This is a genomic window from Stenotrophomonas sp. SMYL20, assembly GCF_036320045.1.
GTDB lineage: Bacteria > Pseudomonadota > Gammaproteobacteria > Xanthomonadales > Xanthomonadaceae > Stenotrophomonas > Stenotrophomonas maltophilia_A.
Genome location: NZ_JAWIRT010000014.1, coordinates 21,949 through 45,929, shown reverse-complemented (window position 1 = coordinate 45,929; position 23,981 = coordinate 21,949). Strand labels below are relative to the sequence as shown.

Below are 23,981 nucleotides of genomic sequence, written 5' to 3'. Positions count from 1 at the left end.
ACTTCCGGGTCCGTTGTAAGCCAGCTTTCGCGCAAAGTCATGCTGCATGAGCACATTAAATTGCATTCAACTGGTATGGATGAAAGGCATTTGAACATTCGCATACCAATTGGTTGACATTTTCATGTCGCCGTGCCGAAGCTGCGTCCCACGCCTGGCATGCAGGCGATCCTTTGGGAGGAGGAAACCATGCGGCGACCCGCCGGAGCAGTGCACAGCATCTCGTTGTCCCCCACACCCCTGATCGTGGCGCTGCTTGCCGTGCTGGCGGGCATGCCCGCGGCCCAGGCGCAGTCCAGCAAGGACGCGTCAGGGCAGGATCCCACCACGCTGGACCAGGTGCAGGTCACCGGCATCCGCGAATCAATGCAGAGTTCGATCAACAAGAAGCGCGACGACACGGTCATCGCCGACGTGCTCTCGGCCGATGACATCGGCGACCTGCCGGCACCGTCGCTGGCCGATGCGATCGAGACCTTGACCGGCGCCGCTTCGACCCGCGACAAGACCGGCGCCTCGGAGATCTCCATCCGGGGCCTGGGCGCCTTCCTCAGCAGCACCAACTTCAATGGCCGCGAGATCACCAACGGCAGCGGCGACCGCTCGGTGAACTTCAACATGTTCCCGGCCGAGCTGATCAACACGGTGGCCATCTACAAGACCCAGCGCGCCGACATCATCGAAGGCGGCGTGGCCGGCACCATCGGCCTGGAAACAGTGCGCCCACTGGAGTACGGCAAGCGTGCAGTGCAGCTGGACCTGCGCGGCAGCTGGGCGGAGTACGACAGCAAGTACCGTGACAAGGACGGCATCGGCTATCGCGGCACCGCCAGCTACATCGATCAGTTCGAGTTCGGCAACGGGCAGAAGCTGGGCATCTCGCTGGGCTTCCAGCGCCTGGACGGCACCGATCCGGAAGAGAGCATTACCAGCGGTTCCACCTGGTATGCCTGCGATGGCACGCAGAACGTGGGCAATGCCAACTGCAACGAAGTGTCCGCGCAGGCCATCGCCAACGGCGCGCCGTACTACCTGGTGCCGAGCAGCCGCATCTACCGGCTCAAGCAGGAGCGCAACGACCGGCAGAGCGAGTTCGCCGCGCTGCAGTGGCGGCCCAATGACGTGGTCGAGCTGAATGTCGACTTCGAGCACACCGAGCGCAACTGGTATGAGAACCGCAGCGATCTGAGCCTGTCCAACGCACGACGCGGCATCACCCAGCGCGAGGTTGACGAAGACGGTATCGTGCGCCACCTGCACGGCAGCACCTCGATTGATTCCACCTCCAACCGCTACTGGCGTGGCGAGGAATACACCGGGGGTGGCCTGAACCTGATCCTGCGCCCGACCCCGGCCTGGGAGCTGTCTACCGATCTTTCCTACTCGCACACCAATCGCCTCGACAGCGAGCGCATGACCCGCCTGCGCGCCAACCAGCGCGACGTCAACAATGCCGTCGTGCCCGGTATCAGCAGTGGTGCCACCGGCTACGTGGACTATGACTGGGACTGGCACGGCGAAGTGCCCAGTGTTGCCCTGGCGCCGAACTTCGACCCCAACAACTGGGACGCCTATACGGGGGCGGCGCGGGTGACCTCCAGCGCCACCGAGAATGACCACAGGATCAAGGCCGGCCGCTTCGATGCCAGCTTCATGCCGGAGTCCGGTTTCTTCACCCGCATCAAGGGCGGCGTGCGCGCCAGCCAGGCCGACTACCGCCTGCGCGACAACACCCTGGTAACCGACTACGACCAGCGCGTGGCGGCCGACAAAGCGAAGATCATCGCCGCCAACCAGGCCTGCCGTGCACCCTTCCCGCAGGATGACTTCATGGATGCCGCCAGCGGCAACACGATCTCCTCGTGGGCGTACTTCGATCCGAACTGCCTGTACCAGTCGTTCCGCGGCAGCCTCGACAGCGGGCTGGATCCGGGTTTCCAGGATCCGAACAATGTCGATATCACCGAGAAGACACGCGCGCTCTATCTGATGGGTGAGTTCAGCAGCACCCTGTTCGGCTTGCCGGTGACCGGCAACCTCGGCCTGCGCTGGGTCAAGACCGATGTTCGTTCTGAAGGCGTGCGTACCGGGCTGCGCATCGAGGACAACGGTGACGGGACGATCCGCCTGCAACCCACCGGCGAGTACAGCACGCAGGTGTTCAAGGCGGGCAACGACAAGCTGCTGCCCAGCCTCAACGCGGCCTTCGAGCTGCGCCCGGACGTGTTGCTGCGGGTCGGTGCATATCGCGCGATGTCACGGCCGGACATTGCCGCGCTGGGTGCCGGGCGCACCATCAACGTGAGCAGTGATGCCACCTACGGCAACCTGGCCGACGCGCTGGATGACATCAGCGCCAGCGGCAACCCCGCCGCGCAGCCGCTGATGTCCTGGAACGGCGACCTTTCCCTGGAGTGGTACCCGAACCCGGACACGATGCTGGCCGGCGCGGTGTACTGGAAGCAGTTCAACGGCGGCACCGCCACTGCGCTGGTGCCGGAGACCTACACCATCGACGGCCAGAGCGTGACCGTACCGGTGCGGCAACAGGTAACCACCGACGAGAACAGCACGCTGACCGGCTTCGAGCTGACCGCCACCCATCGACTGTCGTACCTGCCCAAGCCGTTCGACGGGCTGGGTTTCAAGCTGAGCTACAACTACGCCGATGCCGACTATCAGACCCAGGACTCGCGACTGGGCGAGCAGCTGGCCAGCGATGGCACGATCATTCCGGCCATCGTGCCACCGGCTGGCCTGAGTGGTTTCTCGCGGCACGTGCTGTCCGGCTCGATCTACTGGGACGTCGGGCGCTTCAACATCCAGGCCATCGGCAAGTTCCGCTCGCACTACTACCAGGACTTCACCGGCAACACCGCGCAGCAGAACCGCTACTACGATGACAACACCAGCGTGGACCTGCGCCTGCGCTACCGGGTGAACAAGCAGTTGTCGCTGTCGCTGGAGCTGATGAACCTGACCAACGAGCCGCGCGTGGCCTACCAGCCGCTTTATGGGAACTTCCGCGAAGTGGTGACCTACGGGCGGCGTGCGTATTTCGGTGTACGATACAAGTTCTGAACAGGGCGGCGCGGCCAGTGGTCGCGCCGTCGCTCCAACCGGACCCTTGCCGGCCGCGGTGGCAGGGCAGGGACCCGGAAGGAATCGCCAAGGGTCAGCCGCATGTCCGCCAACCGCCTTTACCAGACCATCGCTGCCAAGCTCCGCAAGCTGATCGAGGACGGCGAATTTCCGCCGGGCTCGCGGCTGCCGGGCGAGCGTGAGCTGGCCGAACGGTTCGGTGTCAGCCGGGTCACCATCCGCGAAGCCGAGATCGCACTGGAAGCGCAGGGCTGGATCGCCATCCGCATCGGCTCGGGCGTGCATGTGAAACCGCGCCCGACGCAGGCGTCCGGCGGGCTGCCGGATGTCAGCGCCTTCGACCTCACCGCCGCCCGCGCGGTATTCGAGGCCGAGGCCGCCGCTCTGGCTGCCAGCAATCTGGATGATGCCGGCATTGCCGAGCTGCAGGCGTTGGCCGAAGCGCTGTGCCGTCGCGACCTGAGTGACGCGGAAGCCGGCGAGTACGACCGCCGTTTCCACCTGGCCATCGCACGGCTTTCCGGCAACCCGGTGGTGGAATTCTTCGTGCAGCAGATCTGGCGCATGCGCAGCGAACTGCCGCGGGTGACCGAGGTCTATGCCCGGGTCTGCCATGATGATGGCGCCAGCCGTGCGGACGAGCACATGGCGATCTTCGAAGCCCTGCGCGCGCGTGATCCGGTGGCCGCGCGCAATGCGATGCGCCTTCACTTCCAGCGCCTGTTCGAAGCCATGCTGCAGGCGACCGAAAGCCAGGCGCTGGAGGAGATCCGCCGCCGTACGCAGCAGGACCGCGAACGTTTCATGGCAACGACGCGGATCTGAGCGCCGCGTTCAACACAATCGGCGCTGCGACCTTCAGCAAGGCAGCTCGCGCTCGAAGCCTGATGGATATGAGAAATGGGCATGACTGCGCCGATGCCCAGCCTGTCCGCAATGCCTACACTGCCCGCGGGTCATAGACGGCCCGTTGAGAAAGCTGCATACACACAAGGAGCAGGGTATGAAGTTCTCGCTGTTGGGCGCGGCGCTGCCATTGGTGCTGGCACTGAGTGGAGTCCCCGGTGGAAGCGTCAATGCAGGACCGATCGCGGGCACCGCGACCGCCACTGTAGTTGCGAAGGCCACGTACGCGTCGGATTCGCTGGAAGCCGGCTACATCGTCGATTGGATCAAACGGAATTCGCCCGCCTACGCGCCGGCGTTGCAGACGGGCGAACTGGCCATCTCGCACAGCTATCAGTCTGCTGGCAGCCTGAAGCCGGCCGGTGCGGCGGGCCCGCCTGTTCCATTGCCTGCACGCGGTGTGGAGGGCGAGGTCATCTCGATCTCCAATACCTTGCCGAGCGGTGCTTCCGAGTCGTGGACATACCGATGGTCGAGTGGGTCGTGGAAGCTGATCAAGTACAGCTTTGATGCATGCCAGGGCCCGGCCAGCATCGGTGCGAAGGGATCCGGCTCGGAGATCGCTGCGAAGGGACCCTGCATCGACTGAGGGTGACCGGTCCTGGCAGAACTGAACCAGGTCTGCTGCAGTACAGTGGTACCTCGGGAGATCATGGTTCCGGGGTGCCGCTCCATACCTCGCCGTGCGAACACTGACCTCGGCGATCAAGCGGAGATCACCCACGGCCCGAGCCAGTCGCTGGGTCATGCAACCCACGCAGCTTCTTCTTGTTGATCTTGCCCACGCTGGTCCGCTCGATCGATTCCACGAAACTGACCCGTTCCGGAATCGCATACCGTGAGATGTCCCCCGAGCGGCTTCGCGCAGCGACCAGTTCGATGATCTCCGCTTCGGTCACCTCACTGCCATGCTGCCTGACCACCAGCGGCAACGGCCGCTCGCCCCATTTCGTGTCGGCGATGCCGATCACCGCGACTTCGCTGACCGCCGGATGCAGGGCGATGATGTCCTCCAGGGCGAGCGAGGAGATCCACTCACCGCCGGTCTTGATCACATCCTTGATCCGGTCGGTCACCCTCAGGTAGCCGCTTTCATCGATGTTGCCGATATCCCCGGTATGCAGATAACCTCCTGCCCACAGTGCTGCAGATGCATCCGGATCGTGCAGGTAGCCCTGGGTGAGCCAGGGTGCGCGCACGACGACCTCTCCGGTGGCGATGCCGTCGTGGGCGACATCCTTCATGTCCGGATCGACGATGCGCAGGTCCACCAGCGGTACCGGTATGCCGGCCTTGGTGCGCAGCGACAGCACCTCATCGGCATCGGTCACGCTGTCCACGTCGATCTGGGCGATGGTGAGCAGAGGGCAGGTCTCGGACATGCCATAGCCGCCGAAGATGTCGATGCCCCGCGTCAGTGCACGCTGCGCCAGCGCACGCGGCAGGGCGGCACCGCCGATGATCACCTTCCAGCCCTCCAGGTCGGTCTGCGCCGCGTCCGGATGCTCCAGCAGCATGTGCAGGATGGTTGGCACGCAGTGCGAGAAGGTCACCTTCTCACGCGCGATCAATGCCAGCAGCGTCGCAGGCAGGTAGCGCCCCGGATAGACCTGCCTGATGCCCATCGCCGTTGCCACGTAGGGCAGGCCCCACGCGTGCACATGGAACATCGGGGTCATGGGCATGTAGACATCGTCACGATGCAGGCGGCCTTGACGGGGTGCACCGCCAAGCGCGGCCATCGCCGCCAGCGAATGCAATACCAGCTGCCGGTGGCTGAAATACACGCCCTTGGGCAACCCGGTGGTTCCGGTGGTGTAGAACACCGTGGCACGGGCGTTCTCGTCGAAGTCCGGGAAGCGGACGATCGGCGTGGCATCGCGCAACCCCGCTTCGTACTCGGTGGCGAAGCCTGGCGGCAGCGGACCGCCTGCATCGTCCAGCAGGATGCGCGTGCGCAGGTCCGGCAGCTGCTCGTCGATGGCGTCCAGCAGCGGCAGGAACTCGCGGTTGGCCAGGATCACCCGCGCCCCGCTGTGGTTCAGCGTGTAGGCGATCTGCTCTGGGGCCAGGCGCACGTTCACCATCATCAGCACCGCACCGATCATCGGCACGGCGAAGTAGGCCTCCAGGTAGCGGTTGCTGTCCCAGTCCATCACCGCCACCGTGTCGCCGTGGCCGACTCCCAGCGAGGTCAACAGGCCGGCCAGCTGGCCGATGCGCGCCTGCAGGGTGCGGTAGTCGAATCGGACCTGGTCGCCGTAGACGATCTCCTGTTCAGGGCTCACCGCCAGCGGCATCAGCAGCAGCTGCTTGATCAGCAGTGGATAGGCATTGGCATCGGGAGTGGGGGCAGATGACATGGCATTTCCTCGTGGGCGGCGTTGCGGTCGCCGGCCTTCTCCGCACCACACTAGCAAGCCCTTCCTGCTGCACCAGCGTACCTAGGTACCTGTTCGCGCGCGCACCCGATTTGATAATCTCGCCAGGACATGCCCACCCTGCTCATCGCCGACGATCACCCCTTGTTCCGCGCGGCACTGCATCGCGCGGCGGAAGAGGCGGTCGCCGATCTGCAGATCAGCGAAGCTGATTCGCTGGACAGCGTGCTGGAGGTGATCGAGAACCAGTCGATCGATCTGATGCTGCTGGACCTGCACATGCCGGGCAACCACGGACTGGCCGGGCTGGCCACGATCCGTGCGTTGCAGCCGGGCCTGGCGATCATCATCGTCTCCGCCAACGAGGAGCCGCAGGTCATCCGGCGTGCCATCGACCTTGGCGCCGCGGGCTATCTGCCCAAGAGCTCGGGTTTGAACGAGCTGCAGTCCGCGCTGCAGTCCGTGCTGGAGGGCGAGCGCTGGATCCCGGCGCTGCTGCGCGAACCGGTGGCACGGGTGGCGACGTTCAGCAGGGATGCCGACCTGGCCGCACGCCTGGCCAGCCTGTCGGCACATCAGTACAAGGTGCTGGGCCTGGTGGCCGAGGGCCTGCTCAACAAGCAGATTGCCGACCGGCTGGGCGTACAGCTGCGCACGGTCAAGGCGCACATGACACGCATCATGGAGCGGCTGGGCGTGCGCAACCGCGCGCAGGCCATCCGCGTGCTGCACGAAATGGGATTGGCCGATCCGTCCCGGCAGATCGAAGAACTGCCTGAGCCCTGACCGGTCAGGGCGTGGTACTGGCCGCCAGCAGGTGGTTGATCGCCCAGCGCAGCGCCAACGGTTTGAACGGCTTGTTGAGCAGGGACAGCCCAACGCCGCGCACCGCCTCGCGCGTATCGCTGCCGGCATCCGCACTGAGGATCACCGTCGGACGCGGCCCATGCATGCCTACCAGCCGCTTCCACAGCGCAACACCGGTATCGCCATCATCCAGGTGATAGTCGAACAACCACAGCGCCGCCTCGTGCGCTGACGGTCCGATGTCATCGGCTTGGCCTGCCGCGATGACATCGCAACCCCAGGAAAGCAGCAGCTGCCGCATCGCCTCCAATGCGTCCGGGTCGTTGTCGACCACCAGCACGCGGACTCCCTTGAGCGCGCTGCTGCCGGCTGCCGGCGGCGAGCTGCGCGGGGTCGCAGGGGGTGCTGCGCGTTGCACGCTGATCGAGAAGGCCGAGCCGTGCTCGGGCACGCTGCGCAGGTGCAGGGGTGCGTGCAGCAGGTCGGCGATGCGGTGTGCGATGGTCAAGCCCAGGCCCAGTCCTTGGCCGTTGCTGCGATCGACCCGGTGGAATTCCTCAAACACCACCGCCTGCTGCTCCGGAGCAATGCCGGGGCCGGTGTCATGCACACCGATCAGCAGTGCCTGTCCCTGGCGGCGCACACCGAGCAACACACCGCCATGGCGGGTGTAACGAATGGCATTGGCCAGGAAGTTCTGCAGCACCCGGCGCAGCAGCAGGGGGTCGCTATGGACCCAGGCCTGGCTCCGCACATGGCGGAACTGCAGGCCGCGCGCCGCCGCCAGTACCGCGAACTCCTGCGCGAGCGGATCCAGGACGGTCGACAGCGCGAAGGGGCGCGGATCGGCGACCAGCCCGCCCGCCTCAAGACGGGAGATATCCAGCAGCCCGGACAGCAGGTCGTCGGTGGAGTCCAGCGCACCACGGATCTGGCGCAGGAAACTGTCGAGGAACTCCGATTCGATGTGCTGCGACATCGCATCGGTCAGCAGCTGCGCCGCATGCAGTGGCTGGATCAGGTCGTGGCCGACCGCCGTCAGGAAGCGTGTCTTGGCAACGTTCGCGCGCTCGGCTTCGTGCACTGCCTGTTCCAGCCGTGCGGTGCGGTCCTGCACGCGGCGCTCGAGGGTTTCGTTGCTGCGCTTGAGCGCTTCCTCGGCACGCCGGAAGGCGGTGACGTCGGTGAAGGTGGCTACGTAGCCACCGCCGGGCATTGGATTGCCACGGATCTCGACGATGGTGTTGTCGGGGAAGATCCGTTCGGACAGATGCGGCGTGCCACGCCGCATGTGTGCGGCGCGACGCTGCAGGGCCTTGTCGCGAGAGTCACCAGGGCCGTCGCCGATCTTCAGTTCGGCCAGCGCCCACGCTGTCAGATTGACCACCGGCTGCCCGACCTGCAGCAACTCGGGCGGAAACTTGAACAACGCGGCGTAGCGGCTGTTCCAGGCTACCAGCTGCAGCTGCGCGTCGACCACGCTGATGCCCTGGCTCATGTTTTCCAGCGCCGCTTCCAGCAGGCGCTGGTTGAAGCGCAGCGCCTGGGTGGCTTCGCCTACAGCACGGGTTACCGCATCCAAGGGCGCGGCACCGCCATCGCGAGCGGCCTCCACCAGCAGGCGCGCCATGCCCGCGCCGACCACGGCGCTCAGTTCGCGTTCGATGGTGATGACCCGGTCGTCGTCCAGCAGCTGCCCGGCATGCCCATCCATCAGTTGCCGGGCCCGCTCCTGGCCGAGGAAGCGTCCGGCCGTCCTGCGCAGCGAGGCTGCTGCCACCGCATCCCGTCGTCGCGGCAACGAGGGACGCACCGCGCGCGACACCAGCGCAACCGTCAGCAGGTTGACCGCCAGACTGGCGCCCATGCTGATGGCGATATGGCCCGACTGCAGGCGCAGCGAGACCACGGACAGCCAGTGCAGGTCATCGGGGCCCGAGGCTGGGGGCGTGGCAGGGATCACCATCGGCAGCAGCACCAGCCACAGCCAGGCCAACGACCCCAGCACGATGCCGGCGATGATGGCCGGAGAAGGCGTGCGCGGGCGATACACCGCCAGCAGGACCGCCGGCGCCAGCTGCGAGAGGGCGGTGAAGGACATCAGGCCGAAATCGCTGAGTGCCTCGGTGTCGCTCATCGCCCGGCTGTACAGCCACGACATCAGGAACACGGCGAGGATGCCGGCACGGCGGAAGGCCAGCACGCGTGGACGCAGGTCGGCCGCCGCGGCACCGCCGGCAATACCGTCCAGCAACCGTGAGCCGAAGCCATGGTTGCCGAGCATGATCGACAGGGTCAGCCCCGAAAGGATCATCATGCCGGTGGCGGCGCTCAGGCTGCCCAGATAGGCCAGCAAGGCCAGCAGGTGGTGGCCGCCGGCCTGCGGCAGCGCCAGCACGTACAGGTCAGGCGACACCGATGCGGGCAGCTGCGCGGCACCGGCCAGCGCCATCGGCACCGACGGCAGCCCGATCAGCAGCAGGTAGACCGGGAACAACCAGCGTGCCGTCCTCAGGTCCGAGGTCTGGCGCAGCTCGACCACGCCGACATGGAACTGGTGCGGCAGGGTGAACGCGGAGATCGCGCCCAGCGCGACCATGGTCAGATAGTCCGGCATGATGGCCGGTGGCGGCAGCTGCGCCATCTTTTCCAGCAGCGGCGTGCCCGCCTGGCGCACCGACAGCGCCGCATAGAGGCCAATGGCGAGCAGCGCCACCAGCTTCAATACCGACTCCAGCCCCAGTGCGACCACGATGCCACGATTGGGCTCGGTAGCCGATGCTTTGCGTGCACCGAACAGCAGGGTGAACGCGGCCATCGTCAGGGCGAACCAGAACGACATGTCCAGCTGCGCGGCAGCAGGCGCGAAACGATCGCCCAGCAAGGCGCCCAGGCCCTGACTGACGGCTTTCAGCTGCAGGGCGATGTAAGGAATGATGCCGAACAGTGCCACCAGGGTGATGGTGAAGCCGAGACCGCGATCGGCACGCAGTCGTGCGACGACCAGATCAGCGATGGTGGCACTGTTGTGCTGCTTGGCCAGCCGCCCCAGGCGGAGCAGGAACGGCAGGCCGAAGGCAAAGATCAACGCCATGCCGGCCAGGGTGGGTGGAATGGGGAAGCCCCATTGCAGTCCCTGCGAGGCCGCGCCGTAGTAGGTCCACGCGGTGCAGTGCACGGCCAGCGACAGCGCATAGATGAGCGGCCATGCCTTCGAAAGCCGGTGCCCCCGGCGCTCACCCCACAGCGCCACGCCAAACAGCAGTGCGGTCCATGCAATGCAGGCGAAGAGGACGATGGAGGGCGTCAACATCGCTCCAGTGTAGGGAGAGAACCGGGCAGGGGGGTGCTAGGGGACGACCACGATCAGTGACAGCTGCTCAGCGACCAGTGCCAGCTCGCCATCGACAACCCGCTCGACGGCCTTGCGCTGGGTCAGCAGCCACTGGCCGGGCTGGCGCGCCTCCAGTGACACCAGCTGCGAGCGTACCCGCACCCCGGACCCGCTGGGTACCGGCGCCAGGAAGCGGATCTTGTTGAGGCCGTAGTTGAGCACATGGGCGATGCCGGGGAAGCCGGTGAGGGCGGCCACATCGTCCTGCACGGTGAGCGAGAGCAGCAGGAAACCGTGCGCGATGGTCTGCCCGCCCGGCAGCTGCGTCTGCGCGCGGCCTGAATCGACGTGGATCCAGTTGTGGTCGCCGGTGGCGTCGGCAAAGGCATCGATGCGCGCCTGGTCCACGTGGGTCACGCCACTCACCCGCTCGCTGGCCGCCCACTGCTGCAACCCCTGCAGCGCGGGAGGCAGGTTGCTGTCTGCACTCACGCCACACGCTCCAGCAAGGTCAGGATCGCGTCACGTGCCTCTGGCTCGGACAGCATCGGAGCGTGTCCCACATCCGGCACTTCCACCAGGCGGGCACTTTCCGAGGTGGCCGCCATCTGCCGCGCGACATCGACCGGCAGGATGTCGGACAGCGCACCGCGCACCACCAGTACCGGCACCCGTGCGGTCAGCCCACGAACCGCACGCCACAGCACCGGCCGCAGCAACCACAGCAGCCAGGGACGTGTCGTTCGGATCACGGCCGGATCGTAATCCAGCTCCAGCAGCCCATCGCTGCGCGGGCGGAAGGTGCGCACCGCCATCTGCCGCCAGTCGTCGGTACTGAAGCGAGGGAACGCGGCCTTGCCGATGGATTCCACGTAAGCGGTGGCCTGCACCAGGTCCATCGGCGGCACCGGCTTGCCGGCGTACTTGCCGATCCGTGCCAGCGCCTCACGCGGCACCTTGGGGCCGGCATCGTTGAGCACCGCGCCCGCGATCCGCTCGGGCGCGCGCGAGGCGAGGGTGATGGTCACCAGCACGCCCAGCGAGGTGCCGACGAATACCGCCTTGGCGATGTTCTGCGAGCGCAGCAGCGCAACCATGTCATCCGCATAGGCACGCGGGTTGTAGCTGGACGGGTCATATGCGCGTTCCGACCCTGCGCGACCGCGCAGGTCGACCGCGATCACGCGCCAGCCCTCGGCGGTAAGCACATCGGCAAGCGCATCGAAATCAGCGCCATTGCGGGTCAGCCCGGGAATGCAGACCACCGTGCCACGCGCTGCCTGCCCCGCATCGGGTGCATGGTCGCGCGCGTGCAGGCGCAACCCATCATTGCTGTTCCAGTACAGGTCGTCGTAAGACTGCGTCATGCAGAAGCTTCCTGGAGATCGTAACGGATGCGCTAGAAATCGTAACGGACGCTGAGGCTATATTGGCGTGGCGGACCATAGAAGCCAATCAGCGTGCCGACCGCCGGGATGTTGTAGCCGGTGGTGCGGTATTCCTTGTCGGCCAGGTTGGTGCCCTGCAGCGAGAAGGTCCACGCATCATCCAGGCGCCAGATGACGCCGGCATTGACCAGCCCGTAGCCCTGCTGGCGGATCACCGGGCTCAGGTCGGTGGTCGGCCACACCTCGCTCTGGTAGCTGTAACTCACCCGTGCCGACAGGTTGCTGCCGTTGGCCAGCTCGGTGCGGTACTCCACGTTGAACGCGCCCGAGAACTCCGGCGCGTTGGTGAACTTCATCTGCCTGGCCACATTGACGCCACGATCCATGTACTCGTCGTACTTGGTGTCCAGCCAGGCCAGGTTGCCGGAGATCAGCCAGTGCTGGCTGGGCAGGTACTGGTACTCGACCTCCAGGCCCTTGACGGTACCCGCGCCGGCATTGGTGAAATCGCCGAAGAAGGAATCGTCGATGCCATCACCATTGGTATCCAGGCCGGTGAAGACCGATAGCTGGATGTCCTTGTACTTGTTGTAGAAGGCCGACAGATTGAGGAACAGGCGCTGGTCGAGGAAGGCCATCTTGCTGCCGACCTCGTAGCTGTCCACGGTCTCGTCATCGAACGGTTCGGCCGAGCGCGGCACGGCCACAGCGTTGGCGCGGATGTTGTAGCCACCGGACTTGAAGCCACGCGTGGCCAGGCCGTAGACCATGATGTCCGGAGTGATCTGGTAGTCCAGCGAGACCTTGGGCGAGACGTTCTTGAAGTTGGTCTTCTTGTCGAAGTCCGCGGTCACCGCTACCGGGCGGCTGAAGGCCGGGTCGGCGTACAGGCGGTTCAGCACGATCGCGCGCTTGTCCTCGTCGGTGTAACGGGCGCCTACATCCAGCTTGAGTTTGCTGGTCAGGTCGAAGGTCCAGTCCGCGTACAGCGCGATGCTGTCGGTCAACACCTTGCCCTGGTTGTCGGCGAACTGCGCACTGAAGTAGTTGTTCTGGATCTGGCCGCCCGCCTCGCCACTGAACTGGTACAGGCCGACCACACCGCGCACCCGGCCGCCGGCATCGTAGTTCAATTGCACTTCGTTGCTGACCTGGTCGTCGTGATAGGTGCCACCCACGTCGGCCAGCTTGACCGGCGCGGTATCGAAGTCGATGTTGGCCTCGCTGTCCGATTCACGCTTGGCGACCACGTACTTCAGTGCAATGTCGTCGTTCGGCCGCCAGTTCACCGTGGCCGAGGCACCCTTGCTCTCCACGTTGTTGAGGTTGCGCATGCCCGAGCGGATGTCATAGCGGCTGTCCATCGGCGGGTATGCGCGCAGGAACGGATTGGGCGCCAGCATCTTCGAACCGCGCATGCCGGACTGGTCATCGATCCAGTCCAGTGCGAACTGCACGTCGAAGTCATCGCCCGCGTACGCGCCGACGTTCAGTCGTGCGGCATTGATCTGCTTGTCGCTGACCGGCTGGCCGTTGAAGGTGTTCTCGCCAAACCCGTCGTGGTTCATGCTGGCCACCGCCACGCGGGCGCGCAGGCCACTGTCGGCGCCACCAATCGGGCCGCCGATGGCCGCCTTCGCATCCAGCTGGCTGTAGTTGCCCACGGTGATCTGGGCGAAGCCCTCGGTCTGGGTGGGCAGGCCGCGCGAGATGTACTTGATCGCGCCGCCGATGGTGTTCTTGCCGTAGAGCGTGCCCTGCGGGCCGCGCAGCACCTCGATGCGCGAGACATCGAACACATCCAGCAGCGCACCCTGCGGGCGCGCGATGTAGACGTCATCCAGGTAGATGCCTACGCCCGGATCGGCGCCCCAGGTGGGATCGGACTGGCCGATGCCGCGGATGTAGGCGGTGACCGTGCTGCTGGCGCCGCGCGCCGCGTAGATGGTCAGGTTGGGCACCTGCGCGTCCAGGTCGCTGATGTCCTGGACATTCATCTTGTCCAGCGCCTCGGAGGTAAAGGCGGTGACTGCGACCGGCACCTCCTGCAGGGTTTCCTCACGCTTGCGCGCGGTGACCTTGATGCTGTCCAGGTTGGTCGGCGAAGCGGATCTGCCTGCCGTCGGTGATTCCTGTGCCAGTACCGGCCCCGTGGCCAGCAGCGCGCCGATCATGAGACTCAAACAATTCCGTTTCATTCGGTCCTCCCCCAGGCATGAGCGTGCGGATGGCCCATTGCCACCCCTGCAGCCAAGGCTAGCGGTGTCATCGGCCAGCAGCGAGTGGACCTAGGTCCAGTCGGCAGCGGCCGGTGGATGCGGATACTGGGCGCGTCCCCAGCCGGAAGCGGTCCCCGGTACTCCTTCATCCACGACTCACGCACGAGGATCTGGCCAAGAAATCCGGAATCGATTCGATCAAGGCGGTACTGCTGGTGTTGTGCAGCTGGCTGGCGATGGCGGGCAGCGCGCTTGCCGCTGGCCCGGCCGGGCATTGGGATATCGGCCTGTACGGCAATCTGTTCGGCGCCCGCGAGTACCAGGTCTGGGTGCCGGCCGGCTATGACGACAGCCGGCCGCTGCCGCTGCTGCTGGTGCTGCATGGCTGTGTGACCGGGCCGAACCTGATGGGCGAGGCGTCAGGCTTCAATGATGTGGCCGACACTGAGGGGTTCATCGTGGTCTACCCCCGGCAGAACGTCACCTCCAACCCGGCCCGCTGCTGGAACTGGCAGCTGCCGATCAACCAGGCGCGCGACAGCGGCGAGGCCTCGATCCTGGCTGGCATCGTGGACAAGGTGAAGTCCGGTTACAGCGTCGATCCACATCGGGTCTACGTCACTGGCATTTCCGCGGGCGGTGCGATGACTTCGATCATGCTGGCCTGCTACTCGGATGTGTTCGCCGCCGGCGCCATCCATTCCGGCGGCATGTTCAAGGGTGCGACCACGATTTCCGGTAGCGCCTATGCGTTGCTGGCCGGCAGCATCTATTCGCCGGACAGCAATGGCCGGCTGGCCTGGCAGTGTTCGGGCTCGCCGTCACCGCGTCCGATCCCGGTGCTGGTGTTCCATGGCAGCGCCGATCTCACCGTCAATCCGGTGAACGGGCAGCAGGCCGTGCGCCAGTTCCTGCAGACCAATGACCTGGCCGACGATGGCCTGGACAACGATTCGGTGAAGTACCTGCCGACCAGCACCTACCAGGGGCAGGTGCCGGGTGGGCGCGCTTACACCGTGGACACCTATGCCTATGGTGGCAGGACGCTGGTGCAGCACTACGTGGTGCAGGGCATGGGGCATGCCTGGAGCGGCAGCCAGTCCGGCCTGCCGTTCACCGACCCGAAGGGACCGGATGCCACGCTGATCACGTGGTTGTTCCTGAAGGACTACCAGCGCTGAGGGGAAGGGCAATCCTTGCCGGTGCGGGAGCCACGCGCTCCCACATCGGTCAACGTGGCTCCTGCGGCCGCTGATCGTCGGCGTCCGATACTGGCTGCCGAGTGCCTCGTTCCGCGAGGAAGCGCTTGGGTGGTGCACCCACGGTCTTGCGGAACATGGTCACGAACGCTCCGGCACTGTCATAGCCCAGGTGGTCCGCAACGGCCTGTACTGTCCTGCCTTTGGCCAGCAGCGGCAGCGCGACCACCACATGCAGCTGCCTGCGCCAGCGCCTTACGCTTAAACCGGTTTCTCCAGAGAACAGGCGCGACATGTTGCGCTCGCTCATTCCAATCCGGCTCGCCCAGACTTCAAGCGTTGCCCGTTCGGCTGGCGTGTCCAGCATTGCGTTGGCCAGCCGGCGCAACCTTGCATCGGATGGCATGGGCAGATGGAGCCACTCCGGTGGCGCGGCGATCAGCTCATCCAGGAACACGGCCATCAGGCGGTCCTGCGCACTGCCGGGCTCGTAGTGCCCGGGAAGGGCGGACGCCCGCTCCAGCAGGGCCTGCATGAACGGGGTGATCGCCATTGCAGCGCAGTGCGTCGGCAGCCCCGGCACGACACCGGGTTCCACGAACACCACGAACCCATGCGGCCGCCCACTGCTGCTGGCCCGATGGGACAGGCCACCGGGAATCCAGATCGCGCCCTGCGGGGGAACCACCCACAGGCCGGCTGCGGTCTCCAGCATGATCAAGCCGCGCGTGGCAACCAGCAGCTGTGCCTTCCGGTGCGCATGGAAGGGCATCTGCCAGGCATCTGGAATGGGGTCCAGCCCAAGCACCATCACCGGAAGATCGACACGGTCCGGGTAGTCGGGCCCAATCTCGCTCAGCCCTGCAATCGAAATCTCCACGGCGGCGCCTAGGTCCGAGAGGGACGCCGCACAGCACGGTGGCGCTCACTGGTCATCGTGTGCCGACCCCGGTTGGCGCCGGTGCCAGACACAGATCAGTCCCATCAGGACATGGACGATCGGCGTGTCCTTTCCTGCGGGCTCGGTGGTCCGTGGCTGTTCAATCACGCTGACATCCTCTCTTGTTGAGGATGGGAAGCGTATGCGGCAAGCCCGCAGGCGTCATTCGACAGTTCCGCCAGGTGATTCACCAATCCGGCCATCTCTGTCGACGTGGCCCCAGGGAAGGGAGGGCTCGGCCCAGGATTACATCGCCGGAACCGTGATCCTCTGCAGGTCGAGCTTGGCCCTCAGAGCGTAGTGCTTGCGGGTGACCGGTACCACGCAGGTCAGGCGCGGGTCGACATAATCCTTGAACAGCGGCGGCCGCGGCGAAGACAGGTAGAACCCGCGATCCTGCTTGACCGCCGCCGGCAGCAGAACCTCGCTGAGGTCGCTGTCGGAGGCATCGGTGACGAGGCAGGGCGCATGGCGGAACCCGAGCCGGCGCAGCAGGTACAGGCGATGGGAGCCATTGGTCAGCACCATGCGCCTGCCGAACCGGGTGGCGCTGATCAGGTTGTCACTGAAACCCAGATAGATGACGACGGCGTGGCTGGCTGCGCCGAACGGCTCGTAGTCGGCGATGGCAGCCGGATCGAGGGTCGCCACATCGAGGAAGCGCAGGTCGCTCGAGGTGGACGCGAAGGTGTAGCTGCCATCGGACTGGGTGAAGCGCACTTCCGGATGTGCATGGCTGCCGCTGCGCGCGACAAGCTGCATGACCTCCTGCGCGCTGGGCGAGGCGGTCAGGGATGCCGCCAACTGGTCGATGTGACGCAGGTTGATGCACTCCTGGAAGATCACCAGTCGATCGATCTCGACCATCTGCCAACTGCGTGGCAGAACACTCGTCATCCGGTGCATCGAGGGTTGCCGCAGCGCCTGCTCAGCCAGCGGCAGCATCTCATCCGGTAACGCATGGACATTGATGGCGTCGGCCTCACCGGCTTCCTCCTGCTGCAGCCTCAGCACCTCGGCACGTGCCGTCCGCCATTCCTCCACCAGCGCAGCCTCGTCGAAGCGTCCCGGTGGGCAACGCTCCCGTACGAAACGGATGAACTTCGGCAAGGGAAACATCCCTTTCAGCAGAAGCGTGGGATCCAGGCCGTCGTCTCTGATCTCGCTGCTCATCCCTCTCGCCTCTCGTAGGTCATATCGACAACGGGCCACTGGCGTCATTCGTCACGCCAAAATAATATGTTATATCGTAACATTCAGGTGCCTTGGCGGCAATCGCCCTGCAATGTCGCGGCGATGGTGGCTTGGCTGCTCCGTATCCAATGCAACGCGATCCAACGCAATGCGCGGGTACATCCACTGACGATAGGAGATGTTCATGAACGAGCTGATTGAGCTGGGTGTAGTGGCAGGACAGCAGAACCCTGAGGATCAGGGCATGGGTGGCGAACTGATCGAGCTGGGCTCGGTGGTTTCGGAAACGAAGGCGCACAACCACGGCACGTTGTGGGATGGCGTGTTCCCGACCACGTCGCCCTGATCTACCGCGCAATGCCGCATCTGCGGTGCATGCCCTGCATGCACCGCTTCTCCGGTTCCGGCGCAGGAGCGCATGATGGAGCAGGCTGCCGCCCCGTATTTCCTGTCAAAGCACGCCCACGTCTGTGTCACCGGCGATGCGATGGTGATTCTGGACCAGGCCACGGGAAAGTATCTTTCCCTTGAAAAACGCGGCGCCGCAGGCCTTGGCAAGCTCGTTCTCGATTGGCCCCTGCAGTCCGATGACGCAAGCACGCCAAGGCTTCTGCAGGCCTTGATCGACCGCCGCCTGATCACCGCGGATCCGCAGCAGGGGAAATCCGCTGCCAGCCCTGCCATTGCGCTGCCTCGGTACTGGGCGCGCGAAGGCGCGCCGCGAGGCCGTCCGCCCATCATGGCGCGCGACCTGCGTCGATTCATCGCCTCGTGCGCGTATGCCGCCTGCAGCAGAACGTTCCTTCCTTTCAGTTCCACGGTGTCGGCCGTGCGCCGTCGGGCGGATCGCGGCCACAGCCGGCCGGTAAGCGCTGAAGAACTGGCCCTGCGGGTGCGGGTGTTCGACTGGCTTCGGCCCCTGGCCTTCAGGAAAACCGATGAGTGCTTTCTCTACTGCCTGGCGATGCGCGGATTCCTGTCGAACTACGGCATCGTTCCGGCCTGGGTGTTCGCCGTCAGAACCCAGCCGTTCGCCGCGCATTGCTGGCTGCAGCACGGCGATCAGGTGTTGACCGACATTCCCTTCAACCTGCGCCGGATGGTTCCCATCCTGGTGCTGTAACGAAACCTGCCATGTACCGATACATCGCCGTGCTCTGGAACACCCACTCGGAATCCGCGACGGCGCAGGCGGAACGCATCGTGGAAAGGATCGGCGCCAGGCTGCCCGGCATCGCCTGCGTGTTGAACGACAATGGCGCGGCGATCCATGTGCAGAGCGACAACCACGGCTATTTCGAATGCAATCGCTCGAACTCGCTGGTGGTACTGGGCAAGCTGTTTCACAAAACGTTCGGCGAAGGCAAAGTGCCTTGCTGCGTGAACCTGGATCCCGCCACAGCGGACGCCGCCTGCAGCAGCCAGGGCCGCAGCATCGTAGAACACTACTGGGGCCGCTACGTGGCGTTCGGCTTCCAGCAGGAAACGTCGAGCTGGTTCGTCCTGCGCGATCCCACTGCGGAGATCCCGTGCTATATGACCACGGTGGGCCAGTTGACGCTGGTCTTCTCCAACATGGAAGACTGCCTGATGCTGGGTCTGCGCGAATTCAGTGTTGACTGGTCCTTCCTGTCGTACTCGCTGCTGTACCCGTTTCGTGATGGCCTGCAGACCGGCTTCCAGGAGGTCACTGCGGTCGAAGCGGGTGAAGCGGTTTCAATCCGCGATGGAGAGCCGGTGGGCCGGCACTGCCAGTGGGACGTGGTGCGGCTGGCCCGCGACGCGCCGATCGAAGATCTTCAGCAAGCCGTGTCGCTGGCGCGTTCCACGCTGCTGGGCTGCATCGGTGCACTGGCCAGCCCGCACCGGCGCATCCAGCTGCAGCTGTCAGGCGGGCTGGATTCCTCGATCATCCTGGCCGGCCTGTTGCAGGCGCCGTCGGCACCGGAGGTGACGTGTGTCCACCACTACGATGAGGGCATCGGTGCCGACGAACGGCTGTTCGCGCGGATGGCAGTGCAAGGGGCCAGTGATTCCTCGGGCAGGCGTTGCGAATACATCGAGTATCGAAGGCAACCTCACTGCGCGCTGGAAGAGATCATGACCTTCCCGCGTACAGCCCGGCCGGCGCATTGTTCCGGCTATCTTCTCCATCGCCGTGACGTGGCCTTCGACGGTGACACCGTGCAGTTCACCGGTGTTGGCGGTGATGCGGTGTTCCTGCGTTTCAAGGGCAATGCCGCTGCGATCGACTACGCCTGGCGGCGCGGCATCGACCGGGATTTCTTCCGCGTCGCATTCGAAACCGCGCAGTCCGGCGATTCACTGTACGGGGTGCTGAAGGATGCGATGGTCCATGGTCTGCTCAAGCGGCCAGGCCGCATCAATGGCCGTTGGGGCAAACCCTGCCCATGGGTGCGGGTGGACCGCGCCGAACAGGATGGCATGCAGCCGGCCTGGTTGCGGCACGCGCAGGCGCAGGGGCATCGCGTATCACCCTACAAGCTGGCCCATATTGGCCGCATGGTGTTTCCGACCAGCGTCCTTGATCCCTTCGAAGGTGCAGGCCACTGGCATGGCGTATCGCCGATCAGTGCGCAGCCGCTTGTCGAACTGTTCGCGCGCATTCCGCTGCACCTGCTCATCGCGGACGCGGAAGACCGCACCATCGCGCGGCGTGCAATGAAAGGCCTGTTGCCGGAGGTGCTGCTGTCGCGGAAGGTGAAATCCTATCTGGATGATCACTCCGTGGCGGTCACCCAGGGGCACCAGCAGTTCATCAGGAATCTGCTGGTTGACGGTATGCTGGCCAGGCGCGGCTATCTCGACAGCGCGCTGGCCGATGCCGGCATCCAGCAGGTCGGCCCGGACCACTCTTCGCAGGTGCTCGGCATCTTCGGCCCGCAGATCAACATCGAAGCGTGGCTGCGGCGCTGGTCCGGCCAGCGTGGCGCGCAGGCGGCCGCCGTGGCCTAGGCGCTGCGGCTCATTTCTTCCAGGTACAGGCTCTCAAGATCGTTCGCGGTGATCGTGCTGGCATCAAGCGTCCTGCGCAGGCGGCCGGCCCGCATCAGGCCGATCGTGGTCGCCACTTCCCGGGCGCGGAACAGATCGTGGGTGGCCATCAGGATCGCCGTGCCGCGATCGCGTTCCCGCACGATCAACTCATGGAATTCGGCTGACGCCGTTGGGTCCAGGCCCGAGGTGGGTTCATCCAGCAACAGGGCGCTGGCTTCCTTGACGATGGCCAGTGCGATGCCGACCTTCTGCCGCATGCCCTTGGAATAGAGACCCACGCGTCGCCCGAATGCGTCGCTCGCCAGGCCGGCGGACCTGAGTGCGTCCTTCAACCGCGCTGGCGAGCGTTCCTCGACACCGGCCAGGCGGGCGAAGTAGTCCAGATTCTCGTAGCCGGTCAGCTCGTCGTACAGCGCGACGGTCTCGGGGATGTACAGCAGCCGCCGGCGTACCTCCTGCGGCTGCTGGTGCGCACTGAGACCGTCCACTTCGGCCGCACCGGAGGTGGGTTTCAGAAAGCCAAGGAACAGCTTGATGGTGGTCGACTTGCCGGCGCCGTTGGCGCCCAGCAGGCAGAAGATCTCGCCGGGCTTCACCTCGAAGCTGACGTCATCCAGCGCCCGATGTGCACCGTGTTCCATGACCAGGCTTTTTGCAGACAGCATGTGGACGTCTCCTCAGGGCGTTGCCAGCCGGCTGCGCAATGCACCGGCTGCAAGCAGGACAAGCAGGGTGGCAATGATCAGTGCGGCGAGATCGGCGAGGACACCACGTTGGGCGACGCCGGCTGTTTCGTGGAACTGGAAGCGGGGCAGGGTGTCGTACTCTTCGAAGGTCTGCGGCGCGTCACGATCCAGATAGGCCTTGTGCAACAGCCGCCGCGCCTGCCAGAAGGAGTGGACCTGCCCCTGGAAGTCGAGCGCGCGGTCGGCATCCGAGCCTGCGATGCGGTCGAGCGTGTCCTGTGTCGCGACGGCCGGCAGCAGCAGCCGCACCTTGTCCAGAACCTGGCGATGTGCGGCCTCGGCCTGCGCATGCGAGGCGATCAGGCGTTCCAGTTCCCGGTCAGCTGCAACCCGATCGGCGTAGGCCTGGCGCACAGTGTCGGAGATGACGGGGGACGGCGAATTCACTGGCGCCGACGTCGCATGCTCGCGCCGCTGGCGCGTGGCGATGTCGGACTGCATCGCCTTTACTTCGGTGGCGAACTGCATCTGTGACGGCGGCGGCGCGATCAGATTCACCGTGGCCAGCGCCAGCGACGGCGCCATGACCACGATCAGCAGCCACAGCGCGCCGGCGGCGATGGCCGCCTCGGTGGTGCGCCGGGTAAGGCAGCCGATCAGCAGTGCAAGGGCCAGCCAGAACGCGCCGTACAGGAGGACGGTCAGGGCCAGCATGGCCAGGCCCGCAGGACTGCGCGCGCCGGCCCCGATCGTCACCGCCAGGAGGATGGCCAGTGCGGGCAGCAGCACCATCAGGCCACGGGCCAGCACCTTGACCATCAGCAGGCGCGTTGCCGACACCGGCTGTGACAGCACCAGCGCCGCGATGCCGCGCTCGCGCTCACGGGACCACAGATCGTGGGTGGCCACGAGAATGACCAACGGCAGCAGGAAGACGATGACGAAGGCGAGGTCGGACCGTCCCGCAGCCCGTGCCGCTGGATTGCCGATGTCGGCCCAAACGTGCTTGAGCAGCTGGGTCGGATCGCCCAGCGCGACCACATCGGCGGTGTAGGGGTAGGCGTCTGCCTGGCCGATCGACAGCGGTGCCATGGCGGCAGGCGCAAGCACCGGCTGGGCGCGGGGCAGCACCGAGGGCGCCTTGCCGACGAATGCCCGGCTGCGTTCCTTCGTCTGTTGTTCTTCCTGCTTGATCAGGGCGATGGCCGCCTCCCGCTGGTCCACCCATGCGCGGCCGTTCCACGCGGCGTAGGCACCCAGCCCGAGCAGCAGGACAAGCAGCACCGGCAGCGCTCGATCGCGCAGCAATCGGCGGATCTCATAGCGGGCAATCGATACAACGTTCATGGCGATCTCCCCAGCTTCCGAGCGGAGATGAGCACCACCACGCAACCCAGCATCAGCCAGACCAGCAGAATGACGAGATTTCCGCGCTGCGCGGTAGCGGTACCGGCCAGGGTCTGTTGCGGTGGCCGGTAGTGCACTGAACGGGTGATGCCGGCGATGTCGGCCACGTGCTTCCCGCCTTGTGGTGCCTTGTGCAGTTTCACTTCCTGGTTGAGTGCCTGGATCAACCGATAGCGGTAGTCCTCCACGCCGCGCAGGAACGCCAGATGCGCCGGGAAATCCGTGCCGGCGAAGGCGCGCGACCAGGACTGCAGCGCCAGCGTTGGCGAGGCAAGACCAAACAGGCGCTGGGTGGCGTCCTGCTGCTGGTAGGTGGCATGCAGGCGATCGAAATGGCGGTTGTAGACGCGCGTCGAGTTGGCCTCGGCAAACTCCAGCGCCACACCGCGGAAGTTCAGCGGCAGGTCGTCAACGCTGTCGACCCGGTAGCGCGCCATCAACGCCGTGCGCAGGGCATCAAGGCGTTTGTCGGCCGGGTCATGGCCATCCGCGCCGTTCTCCGCTTCTTCGGTCACGCCGGTCCTGAACGCCGGTGCCGAAGGGGTCGGGTACAGGGATTCGGCAACCGCAGGCGCCACCCTCGGCAGCAGCAGTGTGGACACCACCCAGAAGCCGAGCAGCGCGACCAGTGACGTCCGTGCCGAGCCGGCAAGTGCCGACACCCCCACGGTAAGTGCACAGAACACCAGCAGATAGAGCAGGTAGGCGGCCGCCAGTGCGAGCAGGGCGGCAAGATCCGTGGCGTCGCCGTACTGGATGGACAGCCCCGGAAGACTGATCAGCAGCATGGCCATCACCAGCAGCAGCGAGGCGGCCGCCAGGGCAATCAAGCGTCCACAGATCAGCACGCCGGCCGAGGCGCCGGTGCCGAGTTCCTGGCGCAGCGTCTCGCGGGCCACATCGCCGGACAGTGTGGCGAACCCGGCCAGGATGATCAGCAGCGGCGCCACCACCTGCAGCGCCCACGCCGCAGAGAAACCCTCGAAACGGCTGAGTGCGGTGCCACCATCCACGGCACGGTGCCGGGCCGGGTTCTGCGCGTGGCCCTCGATGAACACCGAGGTTCCGAGGTAGTCCGTCAGCCCCGGGTCCAGTGCAGCCAGTGGCCGCACAGGGGCAGCAATGGCACGCCCCACATGTGCGGCGCTATGCGGGTCGATTGTGCCCTGGCTGTCCCAGAGCCGCGCCTCTTCCTCGCTCATTGCCTGGCGCTCCTGCGCCTGCAGGGTCAGGCGTGCAGCACCACTGAGCACCGATGCTCCCGCAATCAGCAACAGGGCAAGGGCGAGCCACAGCACGCGCCGCTCGCGCCACATCAACGTGAGCTGGGTTGCCGCAACAGCAAACGCCTGCTGGATGGCCATGACGGACCGGGACAAGGCAGGGGCTTCGGCGCGCAT

General features: G+C 65.6%; 18 protein-coding genes. 8 read left to right on the top strand and 10 right to left on the bottom strand.

Annotated features, from left to right (window positions below; all coding sequences use genetic code 11):
* Positions 1-189: 189 nt before the first annotated feature.
* The 3 genes from V3B48_RS12300 to V3B48_RS12290 all read left to right on the top strand — a co-directional run bounded on the left by V3B48_RS12300 (position 190) and on the right by V3B48_RS12290 (position 4,597).
* The gene (locus V3B48_RS12300) at positions 190-3,081 is read left to right on the top strand and encodes a TonB-dependent receptor (RefSeq protein ID WP_329892918.1); all 2,892 of its coding nucleotides are present in this window, start codon (positions 190-192) and stop codon (positions 3,079-3,081) included.
* A 102-nt stretch (positions 3,082-3,183) separates the two neighbouring features.
* A complete protein-coding gene (locus V3B48_RS12295) occupies positions 3,184-3,927 on the top strand; it encodes a FadR/GntR family transcriptional regulator (RefSeq protein ID WP_049401514.1) in 744 nt (247 codons plus the stop codon).
* A gap of 178 nt (positions 3,928-4,105) precedes the next feature.
* Complete coding sequence (locus tag V3B48_RS12290; protein ID WP_329892919.1) at positions 4,106-4,597, top strand: hypothetical protein; 492 nt, start codon at positions 4,106-4,108, stop codon at positions 4,595-4,597.
* Positions 4,598-4,724: 127 nt separating this feature from the next.
* Here V3B48_RS12290 and V3B48_RS12285 read toward each other — a convergent pair whose 3' ends face one another.
* The gene (locus V3B48_RS12285; RefSeq protein ID WP_329892920.1) at positions 4,725-6,371 is read right to left on the bottom strand and encodes a fatty acid--CoA ligase; all 1,647 of its coding nucleotides are present in this window, start codon (positions 6,369-6,371) and stop codon (positions 4,725-4,727) included.
* 129 nt (positions 6,372-6,500) lie between these two features.
* Here V3B48_RS12285 and V3B48_RS12280 point away from each other — a divergent pair, with 129 nt between their 5' ends.
* Entirely contained in the window at positions 6,501-7,175 is a 675-nt protein-coding gene (locus V3B48_RS12280) for a response regulator transcription factor (RefSeq protein ID WP_032127250.1), read from the top strand.
* A gap of 4 nt (positions 7,176-7,179) precedes the next feature.
* On the opposite strand, the gene V3B48_RS12275 is transcribed toward V3B48_RS12280, so the two are convergent.
* From V3B48_RS12275 to V3B48_RS12260, 4 genes are read right to left on the bottom strand one after another with little or no spacing between them, the layout of a single operon-like run.
* Entirely contained in the window at positions 7,180-10,509 is a 3,330-nt protein-coding gene (locus tag V3B48_RS12275; protein ID WP_049422245.1) for a PAS-domain containing protein, read from the bottom strand.
* Between the two features lie 36 nt (positions 10,510-10,545).
* Positions 10,546-11,022, bottom strand: coding sequence for a MaoC family dehydratase (locus V3B48_RS12270; RefSeq protein ID WP_329892921.1), 477 nt, complete (start codon positions 11,020-11,022; stop codon positions 10,546-10,548).
* Entirely contained in the window at positions 11,019-11,897 is an 879-nt protein-coding gene (locus V3B48_RS12265; RefSeq protein WP_329892922.1) for an alpha/beta hydrolase, read from the bottom strand. Before V3B48_RS12265 ends, V3B48_RS12270 begins: the two co-directional genes overlap by 4 nt.
* A 32-nt stretch (positions 11,898-11,929) precedes the next feature.
* The gene (locus tag V3B48_RS12260; RefSeq protein WP_329893035.1) at positions 11,930-14,092 is read right to left on the bottom strand and encodes a TonB-dependent receptor; all 2,163 of its coding nucleotides are present in this window, start codon (positions 14,090-14,092) and stop codon (positions 11,930-11,932) included.
* Between the two features lie 281 nt (positions 14,093-14,373).
* Here V3B48_RS12260 and V3B48_RS12255 point away from each other — a divergent pair, with 281 nt between their 5' ends.
* Positions 14,374-15,318: a PHB depolymerase family esterase gene (locus V3B48_RS12255; protein WP_329893036.1), complete on the top strand. Its 945-nt coding sequence runs from the start codon at positions 14,374-14,376 to the stop codon at positions 15,316-15,318.
* A 49-nt stretch (positions 15,319-15,367) separates the two neighbouring features.
* Here V3B48_RS12255 and V3B48_RS12250 read toward each other — a convergent pair whose 3' ends face one another.
* Together V3B48_RS12250 and V3B48_RS12245 are read right to left on the bottom strand one after the other, a co-directional pair.
* Positions 15,368-16,216: a helix-turn-helix transcriptional regulator gene (locus V3B48_RS12250; RefSeq protein ID WP_329892923.1), complete on the bottom strand. Its 849-nt coding sequence runs from the start codon at positions 16,214-16,216 to the stop codon at positions 15,368-15,370.
* A gap of 306 nt (positions 16,217-16,522) precedes the next feature.
* Positions 16,523-17,395: a hypothetical protein gene (locus V3B48_RS12245; protein WP_329893037.1), complete on the bottom strand. Its 873-nt coding sequence runs from the start codon at positions 17,393-17,395 to the stop codon at positions 16,523-16,525.
* A gap of 259 nt (positions 17,396-17,654) precedes the next feature.
* On the opposite strand from V3B48_RS12245, the gene V3B48_RS12240 reads away from it, so the two are divergent.
* The 3 genes from V3B48_RS12240 to V3B48_RS12230 all read left to right on the top strand — a co-directional run bounded on the left by V3B48_RS12240 (position 17,655) and on the right by V3B48_RS12230 (position 20,446).
* Complete coding sequence (locus V3B48_RS12240) at positions 17,655-17,816, top strand: hypothetical protein (protein WP_162292259.1); 162 nt, start codon at positions 17,655-17,657, stop codon at positions 17,814-17,816.
* A gap of 75 nt (positions 17,817-17,891) precedes the next feature.
* Entirely contained in the window at positions 17,892-18,593 is a 702-nt protein-coding gene (locus tag V3B48_RS12235; RefSeq protein WP_329892924.1) for a lasso peptide biosynthesis B2 protein, read from the top strand.
* 11 nt (positions 18,594-18,604) lie between these two features.
* On the top strand, positions 18,605-20,446 hold the full coding sequence (locus V3B48_RS12230) for an asparagine synthase-related protein (protein WP_329892925.1): 1,842 nt from the start codon (positions 18,605-18,607) through the stop codon (positions 20,444-20,446).
* Here the strand turns inward: V3B48_RS12230 and V3B48_RS12225 are convergent.
* Genes V3B48_RS12225 through V3B48_RS12215 form a run of 3 tightly spaced genes read right to left on the bottom strand, consistent with a single transcriptional unit; the run spans position 20,443 to position 23,960 of the window.
* Positions 20,443-21,153 carry an ABC transporter ATP-binding protein gene (locus V3B48_RS12225; protein ID WP_285302082.1) on the bottom strand — a complete coding sequence of 237 codons (711 nt, stop codon included), beginning with the start codon at positions 21,151-21,153 and terminating at the stop codon, positions 20,443-20,445. The genes V3B48_RS12230 and V3B48_RS12225 overlap by 4 nt on opposite strands.
* A 12-nt stretch (positions 21,154-21,165) precedes the next feature.
* Complete coding sequence (locus tag V3B48_RS12220) at positions 21,166-22,521, bottom strand: ABC transporter permease subunit (protein ID WP_329892926.1); 1,356 nt, start codon at positions 22,519-22,521, stop codon at positions 21,166-21,168.
* Positions 22,518-23,960: a DUF3526 domain-containing protein gene (locus V3B48_RS12215; RefSeq protein WP_329892927.1), complete on the bottom strand. Its 1,443-nt coding sequence runs from the start codon at positions 23,958-23,960 to the stop codon at positions 22,518-22,520. Before V3B48_RS12215 ends, V3B48_RS12220 begins: the two co-directional genes overlap by 4 nt.
* Positions 23,961-23,981 lie beyond the last annotated feature (21 nt).